The organism is Stenotrophomonas sp. GW821-FHT02D01, from assembly GCF_059421765.1.
Genome location: NZ_JBWKVP010000001.1, coordinates 511,404 through 532,816, shown reverse-complemented (window position 1 = coordinate 532,816; position 21,413 = coordinate 511,404). Strand labels below are relative to the sequence as shown.

At 66.0% G+C, this 21,413-nt stretch carries 13 protein-coding genes; 5 read left to right on the top strand and 8 right to left on the bottom strand.

The window, feature by feature from the left end:
• Positions 1–2 precede the first annotated feature (2 nt).
• A complete protein-coding gene (locus tag AC07UW_RS02490; RefSeq protein WP_495211340.1) occupies positions 3–3,581 on the top strand; it encodes a M1 family aminopeptidase in 3,579 nt (1,192 codons plus the stop codon).
• Between the two features lie 154 nt (positions 3,582–3,735).
• Here AC07UW_RS02490 and AC07UW_RS02485 read toward each other — a convergent pair whose 3' ends face one another.
• The 6 genes from AC07UW_RS02485 to AC07UW_RS02460 form a co-directional block, all read right to left on the bottom strand.
• Positions 3,736–4,041, bottom strand: a complete 306-nt coding sequence (locus tag AC07UW_RS02485; protein ID WP_495211339.1) for a hypothetical protein — start codon at positions 4,039–4,041, stop codon at positions 3,736–3,738.
• Positions 4,038–4,502, bottom strand: a complete 465-nt coding sequence (locus AC07UW_RS02480; RefSeq protein ID WP_495211338.1) for a GNAT family N-acetyltransferase — start codon at positions 4,500–4,502, stop codon at positions 4,038–4,040. The genes AC07UW_RS02485 and AC07UW_RS02480 overlap by 4 nt, the downstream gene beginning before the upstream one ends.
• 117 nt (positions 4,503–4,619) lie before the next feature.
• Entirely contained in the window at positions 4,620–5,006 is a 387-nt protein-coding gene (locus tag AC07UW_RS02475; RefSeq protein WP_495211337.1) for an SseB family protein, read from the bottom strand.
• 153 nt (positions 5,007–5,159) lie between these two features.
• Complete coding sequence (locus tag AC07UW_RS02470; RefSeq protein WP_495211336.1) at positions 5,160–6,875, bottom strand: alpha-amylase family glycosyl hydrolase; 1,716 nt, start codon at positions 6,873–6,875, stop codon at positions 5,160–5,162.
• On the bottom strand, positions 6,875–8,362 hold the full coding sequence (locus AC07UW_RS02465; RefSeq protein WP_363730366.1) for an MFS transporter: 1,488 nt from the start codon (positions 8,360–8,362) through the stop codon (positions 6,875–6,877). Before AC07UW_RS02465 ends, AC07UW_RS02470 begins: the two co-directional genes overlap by 1 nt.
• Complete coding sequence (locus tag AC07UW_RS02460) at positions 8,359–10,551, bottom strand: alpha-L-rhamnosidase-related protein (RefSeq protein WP_495211335.1); 2,193 nt, start codon at positions 10,549–10,551, stop codon at positions 8,359–8,361. Before AC07UW_RS02460 ends, AC07UW_RS02465 begins: the two co-directional genes overlap by 4 nt.
• A 236-nt stretch (positions 10,552–10,787) precedes the next feature.
• On the opposite strand from AC07UW_RS02460, the gene AC07UW_RS02455 reads away from it, so the two are divergent.
• Both AC07UW_RS02455 and AC07UW_RS02450 read left to right on the top strand, forming a co-directional pair.
• Positions 10,788–12,842, top strand: coding sequence for a glycoside hydrolase family 97 protein (locus AC07UW_RS02455; protein ID WP_495211334.1), 2,055 nt, complete (start codon positions 10,788–10,790; stop codon positions 12,840–12,842).
• Positions 12,843–13,096: 254 nt separating this feature from the next.
• The gene (locus AC07UW_RS02450) at positions 13,097–15,853 is read left to right on the top strand and encodes a TonB-dependent receptor (protein WP_495211333.1); all 2,757 of its coding nucleotides are present in this window, start codon (positions 13,097–13,099) and stop codon (positions 15,851–15,853) included.
• A gap of 332 nt (positions 15,854–16,185) precedes the next feature.
• Here AC07UW_RS02450 and AC07UW_RS02445 read toward each other — a convergent pair whose 3' ends face one another.
• A complete protein-coding gene (locus tag AC07UW_RS02445) occupies positions 16,186–17,799 on the bottom strand; it encodes an alpha-glucosidase family protein (RefSeq protein WP_495211332.1) in 1,614 nt (537 codons plus the stop codon).
• A 215-nt stretch (positions 17,800–18,014) separates the two neighbouring features.
• On the opposite strand from AC07UW_RS02445, the gene AC07UW_RS02440 reads away from it, so the two are divergent.
• Complete coding sequence (locus AC07UW_RS02440; protein ID WP_176021475.1) at positions 18,015–19,013, top strand: polyprenyl synthetase family protein; 999 nt, start codon at positions 18,015–18,017, stop codon at positions 19,011–19,013.
• 162 nt (positions 19,014–19,175) lie between these two features.
• Here AC07UW_RS02440 and AC07UW_RS02435 read toward each other — a convergent pair whose 3' ends face one another.
• Positions 19,176–19,967 carry a dienelactone hydrolase family protein gene (locus AC07UW_RS02435; protein WP_495211331.1) on the bottom strand — a complete coding sequence of 264 codons (792 nt, stop codon included), beginning with the start codon at positions 19,965–19,967 and terminating at the stop codon, positions 19,176–19,178.
• A gap of 151 nt (positions 19,968–20,118) precedes the next feature.
• On the opposite strand from AC07UW_RS02435, the gene AC07UW_RS02430 reads away from it, so the two are divergent.
• Positions 20,119–21,354: a hypothetical protein gene (locus AC07UW_RS02430; RefSeq protein WP_495211330.1), complete on the top strand. Its 1,236-nt coding sequence runs from the start codon at positions 20,119–20,121 to the stop codon at positions 21,352–21,354.
• Positions 21,355–21,413: the final 59 nt, after the last annotated feature.

Sequence of the window (21,413 nt, the reverse complement as noted above, 5' to 3'; positions counted from 1 at the left end):
CCATGATCCTCACCTTCTTCCGCTTCGAGCTGCGCGAGCAGCTGCGTTCGCCGCTGCTATGGCTGCTGGCGTTCCTGTTCGCCGCGCTGGCCTTCGCCGCCGCCTCCTCCGAAGCCGTACAGATCGGCGGCGGCGTCAACAACGTGCACAGCAATGCGCCGATCGTCATCGCGCGTTTCATGGGCATCTTCACCATGATGGGCATGCTGGTGTCCACCATGTTCGTCAGCAATGCGTTGCTGCGCGACTTCGAGCTGGGCACCTCGGAGCTGATCTTCGCAAGCCCGATCAAGCGCCGCGATTACCTGGCCGGACGCATCCTGGCAGCCATCTGTGCCAGCCTGGTGGTCTACCTGATCATCGCGCTGGGCATCTTCCTGGGGCCGTTCATGCCCTGGGTGGACAAGGCCCGCGTCGGCCCGGTTTCGCTGACCAGCTACGCCTGGACCTTCACCTGGATCGTGCTGCCCAACGTGTTGTTCACCACCGCCCTGTTGTCGCTGCTGGCGGCGCTGACGCGCTCGATCCTGTGGGTCTACATCGGCCTGGTCGGCTACTTCGTGCTGTATGGCGTGAGTGCGTCGCTGCTGAGCGATATCGACAACGTCTGGATCGCCACGTTGACCGAGCCACTGGGCATGCGCGCCCTGGGCCGCACGGTCCGCTACTGGGCCGCCGAGCAGAGCAACACCCGTCTGCCCGAGGTGGCGGGCTACCTGTTGGCCAACCGTGCCCTGTGGCTGGGCGTGGCCGCCGTACTGTTCGCCGCCACCTTCGCTCTGTTCCGCACCGAGCGTACCGGCAGTGGGCGCAGGCGTTGGGGCCGTCGCCAGGCCGTGGCCAGCGCCGATGCGCCGCGGCCGGCGGCGATCACCGCACCGCGCGTGCGCCCCCGCTTCAGCGCGGCAACCGGCTGGCACCAGTTCGTGCGCCAGGTGCGCTTTGACACCGTCGGTGTCCTGCGCGGGGTGCCGTTCATCGTGCTGCTGGTGCTGGGCCTGGCCAACTTCATCCCCGCCGCCCTTCACCAGAGCGCGGTCTATGGCACGCCGATCTGGCCGGTCACCACCGAAATGCTGTCGGCCCTGCAGGGCGCCTACAGCTGGCTGCTGGTGATCATCGTGCTGTTCTATTCCGGCGAACTGGTCTGGAAGGAGCGCGCGGTCCGCTTGAACGAAGTCAACGACGCCATGCCCGTACCCAACTGGGTACCGCTGCTGGCCAGGCTGACCACCTTGGTGGTGATCGTCGCCTGCTTCCAGGCCATCGGTGCGGTGGTGTCGATGGCCATGCAGCTGGTGCAGGGCTATACCCACCTGGAGCCGCTGCTGTACCTGAAGGTGCTGGCCCTCGGTTCGGTGTTCTATGTGCTGATGGGCGGCATGGCGCTGGTCCTGCAGGTCCTGACCAACAACAAGTTCTTCGGCTACGCGCTGTTGATCGTGGTGATGATCGCGCAGGTCGCGCTGGGCCTGCTGGACTTCACCCAGAACCTGTACAACTTCGGCAACTGGCCCAACGCCCCGTACTCGGACATGAACGGCTACGGCCACTTCCTGCCTGGGCAGCTGGTCTTCCAGACCTATTGGGGCCTGCTGCTGGCCGCGCTGCTGTTCCTTGCATCCGCGTTCTGGGTGCGCGGCGTCGGCGCCAGTGCGCGCGACCGGCTGAAGCTGGCGGCACGTCGCCTGCGCGGTCCGACCGGCGCGGGCTTTGCCGTATCCCTGCTCGGCTTTGTCGCGCTCGGCGGATGGTTGTACTGGAGCACCAACATCCGCAATGAATTCCTGTCTCCCGACCAGCAGCGCGACCTGCAGGTGCGCTACGAGCGCGAGCTGTCGAAGTACAGGAACCTGCCGCAACCGCGCATCATCGCCGTCGACAACCGCGTGGACCTGCATCCGGAAACCCAGTCGATGGTCATCGATGCCGACTGGACGGTGCGCAACACCCACGCTGCCCCGATCAGTGACATCCACATCGCGATGGGCGATGACCGCAATCTGGTCAAGGTCGACCTGGGCGGGCAGACCCTGGCCTTCCATGATGTCGACCTGGGTTACCGCATCTACCGCCTGGCCAGGCCGTTGCAGCCCGGCGAGCAGCGGCAGGTGCATTTCCGCGTCGAACAACGACCCAAGGGCATCACCGCCGGCCAGGCACCCAGCAACATCGTGGACAACGGCACGTTCTTCAACAGCACCCTGCTGCCGTCATTCGGCTACGACCCGCGCGGCGAACTGGAGGACCGCAACGAACGGCGCAAGCGCGGGCTGGGTGAGCCGACCCGCATGCCGAAGCTGGAGGATGAAGCGGCACGTGCCAACACCTACATCTCCGACGACGCCGACTGGCTGGACTTCCGTACCACCATCTGCACCGCACCGGACCAGGTCGCGCTGGCCCCGGGCTACCTGCAGCACGAGACCACGGTGAACGGCCGCCGCTGCTTCAGCTATGCGATGGACCGGCCCATGCTCAACTTCTACGCCTATCTGTCGGCGCGCTGGCAGGTGAAGAAGGGCATGTACAAGGACATTCCGATCGAGGTGTACTTCGACCCGGCCCATGCCTACAACGTGGACCGCATGATCGAGGCGGTGCAGAAGTCGCTGGCCTACTACGAGGCGAACTTCACGCCCTACCAGCACCGCCAGGTGCGCATCATCGAGTTCCCGGGCTACCAGAGCTTTGCCCAGTCCTTCGCCAACACCATCCCCTACTCCGAGTCGATCGGCTTCATCGCCGACCTGCGTGACCCGGACAAGGTGGACTACGTGTTCTACGTCACCGCGCACGAGATCGCACACCAGTGGTGGGCCCACCAGGTGATCGGTGCCAACGTGCAGGGCGCCACGGTATTGTCCGAATCGCTGTCGCAGTACTCGGCGCTGATGGTGATGGAAAAGGAGTACGGCCGCGCGCACATGCGCCAGTTCCTGAAGACCGAACTGGACCGCTACCTGGCCGGCCGGGGCGGCGAGCGCATCGAGGAACTGCCGCTGGAACGGGTGGAGAACCAGCAGTACGTCCACTATCGCAAGGGTTCGCTGGTGTTCTACCGCCTGCGTGAGGAAATCGGCGAACAGGCGCTGAACCGCGCCCTGCAGCGCTTCCTGCAGGACAAGGGCTACCAGCAGCCGCCGTACACCACCTCGCGGGAGCTGCTGGACTACCTGCGTGCGGAGACCCCGGCCGACCGCCAGCAGCTGCTGACCGATCTGTTCGAGAAGATCACGCTGTACGACAACCGGCTGGAGACCGCCAGCGCGCGCAAGCGTGAGGATGGGCGCTACGACGTCACCCTGAAGCTGCACGCCGCCAAGGTCCATGCCGATGGCCAGGGCAAGGAAACGCCGGCCACGCTGGACGACTGGGTCGAGATCGGCGTGTTCGCCAATGGTCCCTCGGGCAAGGAGCGCGACCAGAAGGTGCTGTACCTGCAGCGCCTTCACATCACCACGGCAGCACCGACGATCACGGTGACGGTGGATGCCGAGCCGGACGAGGCCGGTTTCGATCCGTACAACAAGCTGATCGACCGGGTGAGCGAAGACAACCGGCGCAAGGTGACGATGTGATGTGAGTGGCGGTGCCGGCCTTCGGGCCGGCACCGACCTCCTGCGGCATCCACGCATGGCGTGGATCTACGGGATGCATCCACGCATGGCGTGGATCTACTGGAATGCATCCATGCACGGCGTGGATGCCGTACTGCCCGGTTGACGCCCTGGGCTACGCTGCGGGGTTCTGCGAACCGGCCTTCGGCCCCAGCACCGCCAGCAGCACGTAGATCACGATCGACGCTACGGTGCCGAGTGCAGCCAGCAACATGAAGGCAAACTCCGAACGGCCCTGCAGCCCTGCCCAAACGCCCAGATGCCAGGCCGCGCCAAGATTGATCAGCCAGGCGATGACGAACACCGGCCACTGCACGATGCCGACCGCGCTCAGCAATGGCGCGGCGATGAGGGCTGCGACGATGGCGCCGATCAGGAAGACCAGGGCAAGACGGGAATGCCGGGCCGAGGCGGTGCTCATGCGCTCAACCCGCGGGCCATCACCAGCACCGGGAAGCCACGGGTGTCGGACTCGACAACGGGCTTCCACCCCAACCGCGCATACAGACCACCGTCCAGCGACTCGGTCTGCAGGTAGAGCTGCGATATGCCCATCGACCGGGCCTGCTTCACTGCGCGTTCGACAAGCGTGCTGGCCAACCCTCGCCCGCGTTGGCTGTCGGCCACATACACACTTCCCAGCCAGTGCTCATACTCGGGGAAACCGGGCATCTCACCGCGCTTGAGCTGCACGGCGCCGACCACCTGCCCATCGTCGATTGCCGCCAGCAGATGCGGGAATCCCTGCGCGTCCTTGGGCTTGCGCAGCCGCAGACGCTCATCTTCCAGAGTGAAGCCTGCATCCTTTCCCCACTGCGCGTGATACCACTGCGCCAGCTGTTCGCACTCCGGCGCCGCCGGCGCCAGCATCCTGAACTCCATGGGTAACCTCGCTGTCCTGATCGTCCTTCAGGCAAGCATGCTTCACGTCTGCAGTCACTGCAAATTGTTGCAATCAACCAAGCCGTGCATGGGATCGGCTCCGCGGCGATCTGCACCTCAGCCCTGCGCGAAGTCCTTCAGGATCTCGCCGACGCCGCTGGGCGAGATCTCGAAGCCCAGCGTAGTACCCGGGTTGATCACCACGCCGTAACCGCCCGGCACGCGACGCAGCACATCCAGCATCAGCCAGCGGACCTGATGCTCGGCCTGCTGGCTGTAGATGCCCACCCGCGCCGGATCGGTGAACACGGCCACGTGCAGGGTGCCCTGCTTGTCGAACAGCAGCGGATCGAAGCCACTCCCATCGGGCGTGACCAGGCTGCCGGTCAGCAGCACCACCTGGGAAGCGACGAAGGCCTCCATGAACGCGCGGATCGGCACCGTTCCATCCATCGCGGCCTTGAGCAGGGTTTCGATCGGGGTCTGCGGGGCAAGGTTGGTCATGGCAGTACAGGCGCGGCATCAGGGGATGCCTATTGTGCCGGATGCCGCCTCACCGGGTAGTGCCGGCCGCTGGCCGGCAACTGCATTGGCTCCAACGACACGGAGGTTGCCGGCCAGCGGCCAGCATCACCGTTTGCGAGGCCCCGTGGACGGTCAGCGCTTCAGTCGCTGGTCGCGCGCCAGCTGGTCTGCCATGGCCTTGTCCAGTTCGGCCTGCAGGGCCGGCTGCTGCACGTCCGCATCCAGCACAAACACCTTCACCCCGTGCGCCGGCACCTCCGCCTTCAGGCTGCCCTTCACCGTCACCTGGCCGCCGTCCAGCGCGTCGCGCCAGAGGCCGGACTGCAGGTAGCGGTCCACGCTGAAGGTCTTCGCGGCATCGGCCTTGTTCAGCAGCACCAGCGCGGTCTGCGCCACGTCGCCGTGCTGCAGCACGCGGAAGAACACCGCTTCATCGCCCTGCAGACGTTCGTTCACCTGCAGGCCGCGCTGCAACGCCGGCGTACTCTCGCGCAGCTTGGCGATGCGCTGCAGCGGGGCGAAGATCGGGCTCTGCGGGGCTGCATCCACCCGCGGCTGGCCGAAGTAGGCACGGTTGCCGGCGTGCTCCGCACGGCCGCGCATGAAGCCGGTTTCCGATCCGTAATAGACCACCGGAATGCCGCGCGCGGTGAACAACCAGTTGTGCGCGTCGATGAAGCCGCTGTCGCTGGCCTGCAGGCGCGGCATGTCGTGGTTGTCGTAGAAACTCATCAGCTCATACGGGTTGGCGTATGGGCCACCGGTCAGGTGCAGTGGCTCAGCCAGCGTTTCAAAGCCCTTGCCGGCGCTGCCGAAGGCCTGCTCCAGCGCGCCGCGCAGCGGGAAGTCGAGCACGCTGACATTGGCGTTGGCCGGCCAGGTGTGTTCGGCGATGCTGGCGGCGTTGTAGTCGAACGCTTCGCCGAACATGAACATGCCCGGATGCTGCGCGCGGATGCGGTTGACGAACTCGTGCCACCACGGATGCGGCAGCCAGCCGATGGTATCGATGCGCAGCGCATCCACGCCCTGCGCGGTCCACTGCAGGTACGCCCCCACCAGGTAGTCCATCACTGCCGGGTTGTCCTGGTTGAAGTCGCCCAGCTCGGCCAGGTTGCCATCGAAGATCGAGCCGTCCTTGCTGTCGACCGGGCCGATGTTGTTGTAGAACGCGTGCAGCGGATTGTGCTTCGGGTCCAGCTTCTGTGGCGGCAGGTTCTGGTGGTCGGCAATCAGCCTGCCGTCCTTGTCGAAGATCTGGCCGAACTGCGGCTGCCGCTTGGGCATGGTCCAGGCCGGCGAACCATGGTTGCCGACGATGTCCAGCACCACCTTCAGGCCGGCGCCGTGCAGGCCCTTGGTCAACCCGGCGAAGTCCAGGTCCCTGCTCGGCAGGTGCTCGTCCAGCGTGTAGAAGTTGATGCCCCAGTAGCCGTGGTAGCCGGTCTTGCCACGGTCGGTCAGGGTGCTGGTACAGCTGATCGGCTTGCTGCCGGTGAAGGCTTCATCCGGGTTGTCGACGATGGGCGTGATCCACACCGCGCCGAAACCGAGGTTGCGGATGTAGTCGGCATTGTCGAGCACGCCACGGAAATCGCCACCGAGATAGCCGATGTTGCCGTCCACCTTGTCCGGGCATGGCACCGGAATATCGAAGGTACGGTGCTTGCCGCCCTGGTCGCGATGGTCGTTGGACGGATCGCCGTTGACGAAGCGGTCGGTGACCACGAAGTACACCGCGTCGCTGGCGAACGGTTCGGTGGTGCCGACATAGGACGGACGGGGCGCAGCCGCAGCGTGGCCAGCGAACAGCACAAGGGATACAGCAGCAGACAAGGCACCACGCATCACACCACCTCCGGACGGGACGGAACCCGCAACACGCACAGACCGGCAATCAACAGACTGCAGCCCCCCAGCACCAGGACATGCATCGGCTGGCCCCCCAGCCATGCGCGCAGGGCGAAACCGAGCGCGCTGGCCGCGACCAGCTGCGGGATCACGATGAAGAAATTGAAGATGCCCATGTACACGCCCATCTTCGCTGCCGGGACGCTGTCCGACAGCAGCGCATAGGGCAGCGACAGGATCGAGGCCCAGGCAAAGCCGACGCCGACCATCGACAGCAGCAGCCACTGCGGATCGTCGATGAACATCATCGAGATCAGCCCTGCCCCACCCAGCCACAGGTTGACCAGGTGGCTCCAGCGCAGGCCGATCGCCCGCACCATCGGCGGGATCAGCAGCGCGGCCAATGCGGCGAAACCGTTGTAGGCACCGAACAGTACGCCCACCCAGTTGGCACCTTCGTTGTAGGCCGCCGATTCGACGTCGGTGGAGCCGAAATGCATGCCGGCCACTGCGCGCGTGGTGAAGATCCACATCGCGAACAGGGCGAACCAGGAAAAGAACTGCACCCAGGCCAGCCGGCGCATGGTGATCGGCATCGCGCGCAGGTCGCCGACGATGGCGGCCAGCATGTGCGTGCCCGGTAGTACCCGCGCCGCCGCCAGCAGTGCGCCGTAGCCCACGCACAGGCCGGCTAGCACGTACAGCATCTTGTCGCCCTGGCGCCACGCGATCAGTGCCGCCAGCAGCACGCCGAGACCAAGCCACAGCGCAACCTGCGACCACGGCGCAGGGCCGGTCACCGCAGTGCCGGCATGGTGCGACGGCGGTTCGGCGTCATCGAAGCTGGCCAGCTCGTCGGGCGAATACTCACGGGTGCTGACCACCGTCCAGGTGATCGCCGCCAGCAGCACCACCGCGCCGAAGTAGAACGCATAGCGCACGGTATCGGGCACCTCGCCCGCCGCTGCCGTGTTGGCAACACCGAAGTGGGCCAGGATGAAGGGGAGGAAGCTGGCAACGATCGCGCCGACGCCGATGAAGAAGCTCTGCATCGCATAACCGGCCGGGCGCTGCCGCGGTGCCAGCTGGTCGCCAACGAAGGCGCGGAACGGCTCCATCGACACGTTGATCGAGGCGTCCAGCACCCATAGCGTGCCGGCCGCGATCCACAGCGTCGGCGAGTTCGGCATCACCAGCAGGGCCAGCGTGGTCAGCACCGCGCCGATCATGAAGAACGGGCGGCGGCGCCCCCAGCGTGTCCACGTGCGGTCGGACAGATAGCCGATCACCGGTTGTACCAGCAGGCCGGTCAGCGGTGCGGCGATCCACAGTCCGGGCACCGCTTCCATGTCCGCACCCAGCGTTTCGAAGATGCGGCTGGCGTTGGCGTTCTGCAGGGCAAAGCCGAACTGGATGCCAAGGAAGCCAAAGCACATGTTCCAGATCTGCCAGAACGACAACTGTGGTTTTGCAGGACGGCTCATCGTGCGTCCTCTGCTGCCGCCACCGGCGCAATCTTCAGCGCCTGCACCTGGGCCTGGTTCAGCACGCCATCACGCCCGCCCTTGCCGCCGGTGTAGTGCGCGAAGTGCTGCAGCGCGCTCATGTTGAAGCCCTCTTCCAGCGTCACCGTGCAGCGGCCTTTGGGTACAGCGAAGGTTGCCGCGGTCGAGTCCTGCGCCGCCACGCTGTGCGGCAGCGTTACCGTGTGCCGCTGCGGAGGCTGGCCCTTGCACTGCACGGCCAGCTGCTTCACCGCCGCGGTCACGCCGGTGTTGATCGGGCCATTCGGGTTGATGTACTGCAGGCGCAGGCGCACGTGGCCCGCCCTGGTTGCATTGAACTGCCATTGCCGGCTGCCCCGCAGCACCTGCTGCGGGCCGACGCAGACCATCGGGCTATGCAGGGATTCCAGCGCACCTTCGCGCCGGGTCAGGCTCAGGCAGTGCTGCAGGCCATCATCGCCGACGCGCACCTGGCCCTTGCTGGCCGTGGCCGCGACACCGTCCTGCCAGAGGACCTGGCCGGCGGCCACCGCGACCGACCAGCCCTTGCCACTGCGCTTTGCCTGCGGTGCCAGCGGCGTGGCCGGTGCTCGTGCATTGGCATCGGCACGCGGCACATCACGGCTCACGGCTGCCGGCGCAGCGACCAGCTGCACGGTGGTCGTGGTGCCGCGCGTACGCGTTTTTCCCGCGATCAACAAGCCAGCGCCCACCTGCTTCGGGCGCTCCAGCACATAGCGCTTGCCGCCCGCCTCCAGACTGATCCGCTTCTGCTTTCCGAACAGCTCCGGCACCAGCTCGGCCGGCAGCTTGGGCTGCACGCGACCGTCGTCCTGCACGCCGAACACGCCTTCGGTGACCATCGACAGATAGCCGGCCACCGACCACAGCTGGCGCTCGGAGTTGACCACCGGCCCGCTCAACGCGCCTTCGTCCACGTGCACGGCCTGGCTGACCAGCTCGTAGTTCTCCATGTTGGAACCGGCCAGCGCCGCCCCTTGCATCAGCGAGCGGATCTCGGCAGCAATGCGCGGCGCATCGTCCACCTTGCGCGCCGCGCGCAGCGAGTACGCGCTGACGAACGGCCAGATCGCACGATTGTGGTAGATCGGTTGCTGCGCTTCCTGCGGCCACACCACCGGGCTGCCGGCAGCGCCCATCGGATAGCCCGCCAGCGCCCGACGCGCACGTTCAGCAGGCAGCACGTCGGCGAGGATGCCCAGCGACAGGCCGAGCAGATCGATCTTGGCGTAGGGCACCGGGTGCGCCGCTTCGCCGATGTAGCTCATGTACTGGCCCATGTCTTCGCGCCAGAAGCGCGCGTCGATCTGCACCGCCAGTGCGTCGGCCCAGGCCCTGTACTGCTCGCTGCGCTCGTCGCCCAGCTGCGCGGCCATCTGCTGCGCCAGGCGCAGCGCCTGGTAATGCAGCACGTTGGTGGACAGCGCGTAGGAATCGCCGATGAAGCGCACGTCCTCGCGCGTCCAGTCCGGAAAGGTCTGCTCACGCCAGTCGAGGAACGAGGTCTCGCCGCGATACAGGCCCATCTGCGCGTCGAAGACCATCGCCCGGTCCTGCGCCAATGTGCCCTGCAGGGCCTGCCATACCTGCTCGGCAAACGCAGGATCATCCAGCAGGTGGCGTGCGGCGAGGAACCACACCACGCGGTCGCTGCTGATCGGCCAGCTGCCACCGGAGCCGGTGTCCTGGGCCACGAACAGGCCGGGCGTGTGCCCGTCGCGCGCAGCCGACAACTTGAACTGCAGCGACTGACGGGTGCGCTTCGGGTCCAGCTTCGCCAGCGCCAGATCGGCTGCAAAGCTGACGTCACGCGTCCACACATACGGCCAGCGCGCGCCGGTCTGGAAGCACTCGCACGGTACCGGACGGCCTTCGTCGAAGGCCGGATCGCGGATGGCATCCACCCGGTCCTGGTCCATTTCCTGCTGGGCCAGCGCGAACAGCGCGTCGAACATCGCGCTGCCGGTCTGGCTGCGCATGGGCGCGGCGGCAATGCGCACCTCACCCTTCGGCGCATGCAGCACGAAGCTGCCCTTGGCAGCGGATTCAGCGCGCGCCTGGCGGCCGTCGAATGTCAGGTCGGCCGCGTGCGCGGTCGTCCCCAGCGCTGCCCCCAGGGCAGCGGTCAGGCAAATGATCTTCAGCATCGAAGCGGCAGACCGGCTTGCGCCCGTCGACCTCCCTCCCTCTCTGCACCGTTGTGGGTCCGCACTGCCGTTGCCGGCGTGCGGGCGCGGCACCTCCCTCAAGGTGCCCTGGCCCCATGGTAGACGCGGGGCTGTCGACTGCGTCCAGCTGCATACGTATTCATGGCGTGCAGTACCGGCAGGCCTGCTGGGCTGGCTTATGGTCCGGGTCTGTCAACGGCGCCTTGGGAGGGGAAATGCCGACGTCACCCACAACGGTACGCGCAGTGTTCGCGCACGCTTTCGGCCTGGCCCTGCTGGGATGGGCCGCGCTGGCACAGGCGGCGGCGCCGCAGATCGCCAGCGTCGAATCACCGGACAAGGTGCTGAAGGTCAGCCTGGTGCTGGACGGCGGTACCGCGCGCTACCGCGTCGAGCGCCTCGGCCAGACCGTGGTGGCCGATTCGAAGCTGGGTTTTGAACTGCGCGATGGTCGCCTCGACCGCGACTTCAGCCTGCTGGCACAGGAACGGCGCAGTGTCGATGACAGCTGGGAGCAGCCCTGGGGCGAGCGCCGGCTCACCCGCAACCACTTCAACGAACTGACCGTGCACCTGGCCGAAAGCACCGGCAGCAAGCGCCGGCTGGACCTGGTGTTCCGCGTCTACGACGACGGCCTGGGCTTCCGCTATGTGTTCCCCGATCAACCGAACCTGCGCGAAGCGATCATCGATGACGAGCTGACCGAGTTCGCCATCGCGCCGGAATCCACCGCATGGTGGATACCCGCGGGCGAGCCGATCCATTACGAATACCTGTACCAGCGCACGCCGCTGCGCGAAGTGCCGCTGGTGCACACGCCGATGACCCTGCGCAGCCACGATGGCCTGCACGTGGCCATCCATGAGGCGGCACTGGTCGACTACGCGGGCATGTTGCTGCGCCGCACCGAGGGCCAGCGCCTGCGCGCCCAGCTTTCGCCTTCGGCCGAAGGCTGGAAGGTGCGCCGCGCCCTGCCCTTCGCCACGCCATGGCGCACCCTGCAGATCGCCGACCGTGCCGGCGGCCTGGTCGAGTCCGACCTGATCCTCAACCTCAACGAGCCCAATGCGCTGGGCGATGTGAGCTGGGTGAAACCGGCCAAGTATCTGGGCGTGTGGTGGTCGATGCACCTGGATGAAGAGAGCTGGGCCACCGGACCAAAGCATGCGGCCACCACCGCAAAGACACGGAAGGTGATCGATTTCGCCGCCGCGCACGGCTTCCGTGGTGTGCTGGTGGAAGGCTGGAATCCTGGCTGGGACGGCAACTGGGTCGGCAATGGCTACGACTTCGACTTCACCCGCGCCACGCCGGATTTCGACATCGAATCATTGTCGGCGTACGGGCTGAAGAAGGGGGTGCACCTGATCGGCCATCATGAAACCGGCTGCGCGATCGAACACTACGAAGACCAGCTGGGTGCTGCGCTGGATCTGTATGCGCGGCTGGGCGTGGACCAGTTCAAGACCGGCTACGTCTGCGACGACGGCCAGGTTGATCGCCACAATCCGGCCGGCGGCCCGCTGTGGCGCGAGTGGCACGACGGGCAATTCATGGCCCGCCATCACCTGAAGGTGGTGCAGGAAGCCGCCCGCCGCCACCTGTCGGTGAACCCGCACGAGCCGATCAAGGACACCGGCCTGCGCCGCACCTACCCGAACTGGATTTCCCGCGAAGGCGCACGTGGCATGGAATACAACGCCTGGGGCCAGCCACCGAACCCGCCCGAGCATGAGGTCAACCTGGTGTTCACCCGCATGCTGGCCGGGCCGATGGATTACACGCCCGGCATCCTCAGCCTGAAGGGCCGCCATGGCCAGGCCATTCCCAGCACACTGGCACGACAGCTGGCCCTGTATGTGGTGCTGTACAGCCCGATCCAGATGGCTGCCGACCTGCCCGAGCACTACCTGCAGCACCGCGAAGCGTTCCGCTTCATCGAGGACGTGGCGGTGGACTGGGAGCAGAGCCGCGTGCTCGATGGCGAGGTCGGCGACTACGTGACGATCGTGCGCCGCGACCGCAACAGCCGTGACTGGTTCCTGGGCAGCATCACCGACGAGAACGGCCGCGTGCTGCCGGTGTCGTTGGGTTTTCTGGAGCCGGGCGTGCGCTACCGCGCCGAGGTCTACCGCGATGGCGATGGCGCGGATTTCCGCAGCAGTCCCTTCGCCTTCAAGCGCGAAACACGCGAGGTCAGCAGCACCGATTCACTCACGCTGGTGCTGGCGCCGGGCGGCGGACAGGCCATCCGCTTCACCCCGCTGTGAATGCGCAGGTAGTGCCGCCCGCTGGCCGGCATCGTTGCGACGTGGATGGTTGCCGGCCAGTGGCCGGCACTACCGGAATGATGATCTGGAAGCGATTACAACCCTGCAAACGCCATTGAATACGTATGCAGGGTGATTCCCACGAAGAACGCGCTGCCTACCATAGCGGCGACGACAGCGGCCACCGCGTCGCACGTCCTCGACACCACCGGGACGACCACGAATCGCACTACAACATTGCCTGGGAGGGGAAAATGTTGAACCACAAGCGCAGTGCGCTGAGCATCGCGTTGGCCGTCGTACTGACGCCGTCGCTGGCAGCAGCACAGTCCACGCAGACCACCACCCCGCCGACCGGCACTGCCGCCACCAACCTGGATACCGTGCAGGTCACCGGCATCCGTCGCGGCATCGAAAGCGCCATCGCCACCAAGCAGGACGCCACCTCGGTGGTCGAAGCCATCTCCGCAGAAGACATCGGCAAGCTGCCCGACGTCAGCATCGCCGAATCGATCTCGCGCCTGCCCGGCCTTGCCGCGCAGCGTGTGGCCGGTCGTGCGCAGGTGATCAGCGTGCGCGGCCTGTCGCCGGATTTCGCCACCACCCTGCTCAACGGCCGTGAAGTGGTCAGCACCGGCGACAACCGCGGCGTCGAGTTCGACCAGTATCCGTCCGAGCTGGTCAACGGCGTGACCGTGTACAAGACCCCCGATGCAGCGCTGGTCGGCCAGGGTCTGTCGGGCACCATCGACATGCAGACCGCACGTCCGCTCAGCTTCCCCGACCGCGTCATCGCCGTCAGCGGCCGCTACCAGAAGAGCTCGCTGGGCCGCGCTGCGGACACCGACCCGTACGGCAACCGCTTCAGCGCCAGCTACATCGACCAGTTCTTGGACAAGACCCTCGGCATCGCCATCGGCTACGCGCACAGCGACATGCCGATCCAGGAAAACCAGGTGGGCCTGTACGAGCCGTGGACCACCGAGCACACCACCAACGGCAACCGCCCCGGTGTTGCCGCTGGCACCTACTTCACCGACGGCATCAAGGCGCTGCGCCGCACCGGCAACAACAAGCGCGACGGTGTGATGGCCACGATCCAGTTCCGGCCGAACAACAGCTGGACCAGCACCTTCGACGCGTTCCACACCGAAGCAGAGCAGATCGACACCGCCAACCAGTTCGAGCTCAACCTCAGCAACTACAACGGCAACTACACCCCGGGCCTGCTGGTCAGCAACCCGCAGGTCAACGCCAATGGCACCTTCACCGGTGGCACCGCCAGTGGCGTGTACCCCCTGGTGCGCGGCATGTACAACAAGCGCAAGGACAAGATCGATGCGTTCGGCTGGAACAACGAGTTCACCTTCGGCAGCGTCAAGCTGGTTGCCGACCTGAACTATTCCAAGGCCACCCGCGACGAACTGAACCTGGAAAACAACCTGCAGCTGACCCCGATGCCGCAGCTGGATACGGTCGGTGTGCAGTTCCGCCAGGATGGCTTCTCGCAGATCAGCCCGGGCCTGAACTACTCCAACCCGGACGCGCTGTTCCTGACCAACACCATCTACGGTTCTGGTTACGGCAAGGTGCCGAAGGTGGAAGACCGCCTGAAGGGTGGCAAGCTGGCCGCGACCATCGCCCTGCCCGAAGCAATGGCGTCGTGGGCACCGGATCTGGATATCGGCGTGAACTATGCCGACCGCCGCAAGGTGAAGACCCAGTCCGAAGGCAACATCCTGCTGGGCGCGCAGGGCGATGCCAACATCGCATCGGATCTGCAGTACCGCCCGGTCAACCTCGGCTTCGCCGGCCTGGGCACCATCCCGGCCTGGAACGTGCCTGGCGCGGTCGGTCGCTACATGACCTTCAATCCGGTCGACAACCTGGACTACCTGATTCCCAAGTCGTGGACGGTGCGGGAAAAGATCACCACCGCCTGGGCGCGCCTGAACATCAACAGCGACATCGGCGTGGTGGGCGTACGCGGCAATATCGGCGTGCAGATGCAGCACACCGACCAGAGCTCGGACTCGCGCTACTGGGACAGCTCGCAGGCGGCCGGCAACAACATCCAGCCCTACTCGGACGGCCGCAAGTACAACGACTGGCTGCCCAGCTTGAACTTGGCCTTCATGTTCCCGCATGAGCAGACCCTGCGTTTTGCCGCAGCCAAGCAGGTCGCGCGCCCGCGCGTGGACCAGATGCGCGCGGGCCTGGAGTTCGGCGTGGATACCGGTACCGGTCGCCCCGGCGGCAGTGGCGGCAACCCGTTGCTGGACCCGTGGCGCGCCACCGCACTGGACCTGTCCTACGAGAAGTACTTCGGCGAGAAGGCCTACGTGGCCGCCGCGATCTTCTACAAGGACCTGAAGAGCTACGTCTACACCCAGTCGGTGGACAACTACGACTTCACCGGCCTGCTGGGCAACTATGTGCCGCCGCCGGGCATGGTGGTGCCGGTGCTGCCGACCGGCACCTTCTCGACCCCGGTGAACGGCAAGGGCGGCAGCCTGAAGGGCCTGGAGCTGACCGCGTCGTTCCCGCTGGAAATGCTGACCGACAGCCTGCGTGGCTTCGGCGTGCAGGCCAGCGCGACCTTCAACAAGAGCGACATCCAGATCCTGGATCCGGAAAGCGCGTCCAGCGTGGGCACCGACCCGATCAGCCTGCCCGGCCTGTCCAAGCGCGTGTACAACTTCACTGCCTACTACGAGCGTAGTGGCTTTGAAGCACGCGTGAGCCAGCGCCGCCGTTCGGACTTCATCGGCGAGATCGGCAACTTCAACGGCAACCGCACCCTGCGTTATGTCGTGGGCGAGAACGTGACCGATGCGCAGGTCAGCTATACCTTCAGCGACAGCAGCAGCCTGCGTGGGCTGACCCTGCTGCTGCAGGGAAGCAACCTGACCAACGAGCCGTACCGCACCTACGCCGGCACCAAGGATCGCCCGCTGGAGTACATCGAGTGGGGCCGCACCTACATGCTGGGCGTGAACTACAAGTTCTGAGGTAGCGCCGGGCCATGCCCGGCGACCCGGACTCGGTAGTGTCGGCCGCTGGCCGGCACCCAAGGGGAGCAGGACCGGAAACCCGCTGCGCAGGCAGCGGGTTTTCTTTTGTGCGCAACGCGTTGGCCAGTGAAGCGTGATCGGTACGGCCCCATCCACGCATGGCGTGGATCTACCCCGCCGCATCGCATCCATGCATGACGGGGATCCATCCTGCATACCCCCGGTAGATCCACGCCATGCGTGGATGTCCTGCACCGGAACCGCGCCCACAAAAAAGGGACGGGGCGCTTCGGCCCCGTCCCCGCAAGTACCGCCACCGGAGAAATCGGTCAGCTGCGTCGCGCGCAATACACCGCACGCGGCGGCAGCTGCAGTTCATTGCCCTGCACCGTCCCCGCATCCGGGCCCGGCACAGCCACCTGCTGCCAGTTGCCCGCCGGCAGCGGATGGCTCACCGCTTCGGCCGACAGGTTGAAGGCCAGCAGGAGAGTTTCATCTGCAAGCATACGCTCGAACAGCAGCACTGGCTCGGCACTGTCCAGGAACCGGATGTCACCGTGCAGCAGGGCCGGCTGGGTACGGCGCCAGGCTAGGAAGCTGCGGAAGGCCGACAGCACCGAATGCGGATCCTGCGCCTGCACCGCCACGGCCGCCGCCTGGTGCTCGGCCGGGATCGGCAGCCACGGCTTGCCGGTGGTGAAGCCGGCCAGCGGCGCGTCGATCCACGGCAGCGGCGTGCGGCAGCCGTCGCGCCCCTTGAAGTTGGGCCAGAAGGTGATCCCATACGGGTCCTGCAGCGCCTCGAACGGCACTTCGGCCTCTGCCAGGCCCAGCTCCTCGCCCTGGTACAGGCAGACCGAACCACGCAGTGAACACAGCAGCGCCACCAGCATCCGCGCCAGGCGAGGGTCGGCCGGATGGCCACCCCAGCGGCTGACCGCCCGCTCCACGTCGTGGTTGGACACTGCCCAGCACGGCCAGCCCTGAGTCATCGCCGCTTCCAGGCGCGAAACGGTGTCGCGGATGTAGGCCGCGCTGTAATCGTTGACCAGCAGCTCGAAGCTGTAGCCCATGTGCAGGCGGCCATCCTGGGTGTATTCGGCGGTGGTCGCCAGCGAATCCTCCGAGGAGATCTCGCCCAGGCTCACCGCCCCCGGGTATTCGTCCAGCAGGGCGCGCAGCTGCTCCAGGAACGGCAGGTTCTCCGGCTGGGTGTTGTTGTAATAGTGGTACTGGTAGGCGTACGGGTTGTCCGCGCTGAAGCCGCGGCCGACGCGCTTGTCGGCCGGCTTGGGCGGGTTGTCGCGCAGCTGCGCGTCATGGAAGCAGAAGTTGATCGCATCCAGGCGGAAGCCATCCACACCCCGGTCCAGCCAGAAGCGCACGTTGTCCAGGGTCGCCTGCTGCACCTCCGGGTGGTGGAAATTCAGGTCCGGCTGGTCCACCAGGAAATTGTGCAGGTAGTACTGCTCGCGGCGCGGCTCCCACTGCCAGGCACCGCCGCCGAACAGCGACAGCCAGTTGTTGGGGGGCGTGCCGTCCTCGCGCGGATCCACCCACACATACCAGTCCGCCTTCGGGTTGCTGCGGTCCTGGCGGCTCTCGCGGAACCAGGCGTGCTCGATCGAGGTGTGGCTGAGCACCTGGTCGATCATCACCTTCAGGCCCAGGCCGTGGGCCTTGGCCAGCAGCCGGTCAAAGTCGTCCAGGCTGCCGAACAGCGGATCGACATCGCGGTAGTCGGCGATGTCATAGCCGAAATCGGCCATCGGCGATCGGAAGAACGGCGAGATCCAGATCGCATCCACGCCCAGCGCGGCGATATGGTCCAGGCGCTGGATGATGCCGAGCAGGTCGCCTACCCCGTCGCCGTTGGCGTCGAGGAAACTGCGCGGGTAGATCTGGTAGATGACGGCTCCGCGCCACCATGGATAGTGCGACATCGACAGCCCCCCTCCGGGCATGCGGGACCCGCTGGAAGCGGGCCGAAAACCAACTCCCGCAAGCTTAGCGGCGGCCCACGACGATGGCGCTGCCTGCATACGTATTCACGCCAGACGCCACGCCCGGTGGCGCGCGGCGGTGGCCTGGCCCCCGGTTTCCTCCCCAATTCACAGGCAACGCCTATAATCAGGGATGAGCCTGAAAGCCTGATCGCATGACCATCACTGAAGACACCCGTCCCGCCCTGGGCCTGTCCCAGATCCAGTCGCTTGCCGCAGCCGACATGGCTGCCGTCGATGCCCTGATCCGCCGCCGGCTGTCCTCGGATGTGGTGCTGATCAACCAGATCGCCGACCACATCATCTCCGCTGGCGGCAAACGCCTGCGGCCGATGCTGGTGATGCTGGCCGGCCATGCGGTCGGCGGCGCCGGCCCCGAGCACCACCAGCTGGCAGCGATCATCGAGTTCATCCACACCTCCACCCTGCTGCACGACGACGTGGTGGACGAATCCAGCCTGCGCCGCGGCCGCAGCACCGCCAATGCACTGTGGGGCAACGCGCCCAGCGTGCTGGTGGGCGACTTCCTGTACTCGCGCAGCTTCCAGCTGATGGTCGAGCTGGACCGGATGTCGGTGATGCAGATCCTGGCCGACACCACCAACCGCATTGCCGAAGGCGAAGTGCTGCAGCTGCTGCACGTGCACAACCCGGACACCGACGAAGCCGCCTACCTGCGCGTGATCGAGCGCAAGACCGCGGTGCTGTTCGCCGCCGGCACGCGCCTGGGTGCACTGGCCAGTGGTGTCGATGAAGCCACCCAGCAGGCCCTGTACGACTACGGCATGCACTTGGGCTACGCCTTCCAGATCGCCGATGACGTGCTGGATTATTCAGCCAACGCCGACGAGCTGGGCAAGAACCTGGGTGACGACCTGGCCGAAGGCAAGGCGACGCTGCCGCTGATCCATGCCATGGCCCATTCCGATGAGGCCACCCGCCAGCGCCTGCGCGCGATCGTGCAGAACGGTGACGCCTCGGCGATGCCGGAAGTGCTGGCGGCGATCCACGCCACCGGAGGCCTGGAATACAGCCGCCGTCGTGCCGAGGAATATGCAGAGGCCGCCGAACGGGCGCTTGACGGCCTGGCCGACAACGATGCCGTCGCCGCCCTGCGCGGCCTGGCCCGCTACGCGGTACAGCGTTCGCATTGACCGCACCCGGTAGTGCCGGCCGCTGGCCGGCATTCCCGATGACATCCGCAGCATCATGAGGTTGCCGACCAACGGTCGGCACCAACCAGGGCAGATGAGTGCCGACCAACGGTCGGCACCTGCAAGGACGGGTGGGTGCCGACCGTTGGTCGGCACACCTTTTCAACGTTTCTCGAACCGCTCCTCGAAGAACTCATCCAGTGCCTTCCACGCGCGCTTGGCGGCGCGTTCGTTGTACTGGCAGCCCGGCGGGCTGTTGGCATCGCGCTCGGCAAAGCAGTGCACCGCACCGCTGTAGTTGGTGAACTCCCAGTCCACCTTGGCCGCATCCATTTCCTTCTGGAAGCTGCCGATATCCTCGGCGGTCACGCTCTTGTCGTCGGCGCCATTGAGCACCAGCACCGACGGGTGGCTGCCGCCGGCCTGCGCCGGCAAGGGGGAACCGAGCCCGCCATGCAGGCTGACCACGCCCGACAGGGGCGCGCCGGCGCGGGCCAGTTCCAGCACCGTGGTGCCGCCAAAGCAGAAGCCCACCGCGCCGATCCGGCTGGCGTCCAGCGGTGCCTTGCCCGCCTGCGCCTTCAGTACGTTGACCGCCTCCAGCGCCCGCGCCCGCAGCAGCGGCCGGTCATTGCGCAGCTTGGTCGCCACCGGTCCGGCCTCGGCATCGGTCTTCGGCCGCACGCCCTTGCCGTACACGTCGGCCACCAGCACCACGTAGTCATCGCCAGCCAGTTGCTTGGCCTTTTCAATCGCCGACTCGTTCACGCCCTTCCAGTTCGGCACCATCACCAGGCCCGGGCGCTTGTCCTGGTCGCCGTCGTCGTAGACCAGCACGCCACTGAAGGTCGTGCCCTGGTGTTTCCATTCCACCGGCTGGGTCTTCATCGCCGCCCACGCCGGCATCGCCGCCAGCCCCAGGATCACCGCCACACCGTATCGCCAACGATTCATGCGCCTGCTCCACCAAGAGGGAATCCGGAGTGTACGAGCCCGGTGTGAAGCTGGAGCAGGCAGTGCAGCCCGCACTTCAGTTCCAGGCAAAAAGGCCGATAGGTAGTGTCCAACCATGCCCCCCCCTTCTCCAACAAGGATGTCCTTCTTCGTGAACACCCTGGGTTCCACCGTATTTGTCTCGCTCTCCCTTCTGCTCCCCGCCGCCCAGCTGACCGCCAGCCCCCTGGACGAAACTTTCACCGCGTTCAGCCGCTGCGATGCCAGTTTCTTCTCCAGCCTGCACCAGCACGCAGATGCATGGGCCGCGCACGCATCGCTGGGCGGCACGGGCACGATCAGCTGGATCGAGAGCAAGGACCGTTCCGATGCCACAAACGAAGTCCAGCTCCGCGGCGGACCACGTATTGCCGGCCTGCCGGTTACCGCTTACTTCGACAACGCCTCCGACCTGGGCGTGCTGGGGCGCTATGTGGCCTGGGGATTCACCTTCGACGCGCCACTGGACGCAGTGGTCAAGCAGCTGTCGCCATTGATCGAACACGCTGACCGCCTGCAGGGTGATCGCGGAATGCGGGTCCGCAGCGAAGTCCGCGCGGGTGATCAGTGGCTGCCCACATCCAATCGCGGTGGTATCGCCGCCGGGCGCATGCTTCTGGAACGCGTACTGATGATGGAATCCAGCGACGGCAGGACCCGGGTGGGATGTTCGCTGCAGGGCGCGGTGGATGCAGATGTCATGGCCCTGCTGCGCCCTGACGTACCGGCGGCTGATCGCCCGCAACCGCAGGCGGCCGGTCGCCGGCTGGAGGATGTCCCCGTTTCCAAGGCCGTTGTTGATGGCGTGGACAACCCGTTGCTGGCACCTCGTTTTACATCACTGACCTACCGTTACCGGATCAAGGGAAAGCCCGCCTCGACCACGCCGACAACCATCACGATGGTGGCCGACAACGGGTTGTTGAAGATTACCGAGGACTACACTTCGTTCACCATGCAGCGGCTGTCAAAGGCCAATCTCTTCCAGCTGGCGTCAATGCGCGATGCCGGGATGACGCTGCAGACCCGCTCGCTGAAGCAGGATCTTCCCGCCACGTGGACACCCGGCAACCGCTTCCGCGCTGAAACGACGATGGTGTTCTATCCGGAACGTGGCACTTCAAAGCCACTCAGCACCGAGCTGTCCTGCGTGATCGGAGAGCGATTCCCGGCACGCGAGGTATCTGCTTCGCTTTCTGGCGATGCAATCAGGCTGGAGTGCAAGGTGGATGGCGATCGCAGTGTACGTGCCTTCATCGAGGATCTCGGCATCGCGGTTGCGCTGGAATCGCATGGTAAGTACGGCTCATCGCTCTACGACATCATCGATTTCGAGGTGGTACGCTGAGAATCTGCTCTGCACGGTCGGCTTCGACGCACGAAGCCGACTGTGCCTGCCCTGCCATT